Source organism: Streptomyces sp. E11-3 (genome assembly GCF_046540415.1).
Lineage (GTDB): Bacteria > Actinomycetota > Actinomycetes > Streptomycetales > Streptomycetaceae > Streptomyces.
Window position 1 is genome coordinate 1 of record NZ_JAZGRL010000087.1, and the last position, 2,709, is coordinate 2,709.

The window sequence follows — 2,709 nt, forward strand, 5'->3', positions numbered from 1 at the left end:
GTGGCCCTGCGGGCGGCTGCGGGCCGCGGCCGGCAGCGGGCGAGGGCGGGGGTGTGGCGGGTGCCGACGGGGACTGTGACGTACTCGACGCCAGGGTCCTGCTGCGTACCCGGTACAGACCGGTGTCGAGGTCGTCCGCCTTCTCCAGGTGGACCTTGATCGGGCCCATGAAGGTGTAGCGCTGCTGCTTGGCGTACTCGCGCACCATGCCGGAGAGCTCGTCGCCGAGCTGGCCAGAGTACGGGCTCAGGCGCTCGTAGTCGGGCGCGCTCAGCTCGACGATGAAGTCGTTGGGTACGACGGTCCGCTCGCGGTTCCAGATCGTGGCGTTGTTGTCGCACTCGCGCTGTAGGGCGCCCGCGATCTCGACCGGCTGGACCTCGGACTTGAACACCTTGGCGAAGGTGCCGTTGACCAGACCTTCGAGTCGCTGCTCGAACTTCTTCATGACTCCCATGGGGGCACCTCCTCCGTCGTCGCCATCCTGGTACTGCTTACTGATCGTATCCACGCGTGGGGAAAACGGCTGGTTCCCCTTCCCCGCCCGGTGGACGGGTGTTGCCTCTCACATGCCTCCCGCGGGGAGCTTTCATGCGGATCGTAGAGGCGAGCTCAAGCCAGTGTCCCGCACCTGGGGGACTCCCCTCGCGGGCAGGTGCCCCTCGTACGCCTTCGAGTACGTCTTTGGGGGTGGGTCCGGTGAGGTCCGCGCCGGTGGCCGCCCTGGTGCCGCCCGCGGATACGGATGTGAATCCACCCTCCCCAGCGTGCTAATCTTCTGGATGTCGAGAGGCGCCGCGCCCCACAGGGCGGGACCGAACGGCAACACCCAATGCGCGGGTGGCGGAATAGGCAGACGCGCTGGATTCAGGTTCCAGTGCCCGAAAGGGCGTGGGGGTTCAACTCCCCCCTCGCGCACCAGACGAAACGGTCGTCATCGTGATCACGATGACGACCGTTTTGCTATGTCCGGAACCGGGGCGCGGGGTCCGGGCGTGCAGGGGCCGGGCGTGCAGGATCACGGCGTGCAGGATTCGTGTCGGATGCCGGTGTGAGGCTGGTCACGCGGGGTCCGGGTGTGCGTGGGTGTGCTCGGCCCGGACCCCGCTGGCGCGTCTCAGACGCCCGTCTCAGACGCCCGTCTCGGCGGGGATCCGCCCGTCCCTGATGCCTGCCGTCAGCTGGGCGTGATCCGCCTCCGTGCGATCCGCGTAGGTCATCGCGAAGGCCGCTGTCGCCTCGTCCAGCTCTTCGTTCTTCCCGCAGTATCCGGAGATCAGCCGTGGGTCCGCTCCGTGCGCGTGGGCGCGGGCCAGCAGGGCGCCGGTCATCCGGGCGTAGTCGTCGATCTGGTCGGCGGTCAGCGCGGCCGGGTCCACGCTGCCCTTGCGGTTTCTGAACTGCCGTACCTGGAAAGGCCGTCCCGCGACCGAGGTCCACCCCAGCAGGATGTCGCTGACCACCTGCATCCGCTTCTGCCCACGGACTACCCGGCGTCCCTCGTGTACGGGCTCGGGAGCCTTGAAGCCGACCGTTGGCAGGCAGGGCGTGAGCGTCGAGGCTCGTGCCTCCTTTACCTGCAGGATCAGCGGCTCGCCCCGGTGGTCCTGGAGCAGTACCACGTACGAGCGTGTCCCCACGCTGCCGGTGCCGACCACCCGGAAGGCCACGTCCTGGACCGCGTACCGGGCGAGCAGGGGCAACCGGTCCTCCGGGAGCGTGCCCAGGTACCCCTCAAGGGCCTCGGCGACGGCCGCTGCCTCGGCATCCGGGACGCGGCGCAGCACGGGTGGCGCGTCCACGAAGCGCCGACCCGGCGCGCCGCTCGGGGGCGCGTCCTCGACCACCTCCGTGGACTTGGCCGCGAACCGTCCGCTGGTGTTGTTCCGTGCCTTCGCCGCGACCTTCTGCAGGGTGCCCAGCATGTCGTGCGCGTTTGTGTGCGAGACGAGTTCCTCGTCGGCGATGGCGTTCCAGGCGTCGAGGACGGGCAGCTTCGCGAGCAGCCGCATGGTGCGTCGGTACGCCTCCGCCGTGTCGTAGGCCGCCTCCCGGCAGCCGTCCTCGCTCACTCCTGCCTCGCGCCCCGCGAGTACCAGGGAGACCGCGAGCCGCTTGAGGTCCCACTCCCAGGGGCCGTGCACCGTCTCGTCGAAGTCGTTGAGGTCCATGACGAGCTCGCCGCGGGCGTCCGCGTACAGGCCGAAGTTCGCCGCGTGCGCGTCGCCGCAGATCTGGGTGCCGATGCCGGTGACCGGCGTGTGGGCCAGGTCGTACGCCATGAGGCCGGCCGAGCCCCGGAGGAAGGCGAAGGGGGACGCGGACATTCTGCCGACGCGTATCGGGGTGAGGTGGGGGAGTCTGCCGTGGTTGGACTCCTCGACCGCGGTCAGCGCGTCCGGGCGGCCGTCGGGTGGGGTGAACCCGGCGTGTGCGGAGCGGGGTACTCGCTCGCGCAGTGCCTTGCCCGCGCTCTTGGGCGACATCTGGGTGGACTGTGCGGCGAAGCCCGGAACCTGTGGGATGCGCGGCCTGTCAGGGCCTGCGTTGCCCTCAGGCTCTGCGCTGCTGTCAGAGTCTGCGTTGTCGGAAGCTGCGCTGTCGAACTCGGTCATGTGGACCGCCTTCCCCGTATCGCCCGCGCCCCGTCGGACCGGCGGGAAACGATATCCGACGGGGTGAGGTGCGTCACGGGAGGCGTGCGGGGGC

Annotated in this window: 2 protein-coding genes and 1 tRNA gene; 1 reads left to right on the top strand and 2 read right to left on the bottom strand. The window is 69.8% G+C overall.

What is annotated here, in order from left to right:
* Window positions 1–457 (bottom strand): DUF3662 domain-containing protein (locus U9R90_RS35280; RefSeq protein WP_411061511.1); only part of this gene is annotated, 457 nt, incomplete at its 3' end.
* A gap of 377 nt (window positions 458–834) precedes the next feature.
* On the opposite strand from U9R90_RS35280, the gene U9R90_RS35285 reads away from it, so the two are divergent.
* A tRNA-Leu gene (locus U9R90_RS35285) sits at window positions 835–921 on the top strand.
* 209 nt (window positions 922–1,130) lie between these two features.
* Here the strand turns inward: U9R90_RS35285 and U9R90_RS35290 are convergent.
* Window positions 1,131–2,486 carry a DUF2252 domain-containing protein gene (locus U9R90_RS35290; RefSeq protein WP_411061512.1) on the bottom strand — a complete coding sequence of 452 codons (1,356 nt, stop codon included), beginning with the start codon at window positions 2,484–2,486 and terminating at the stop codon, window positions 1,131–1,133.
* Window positions 2,487–2,709 lie beyond the last annotated feature (223 nt).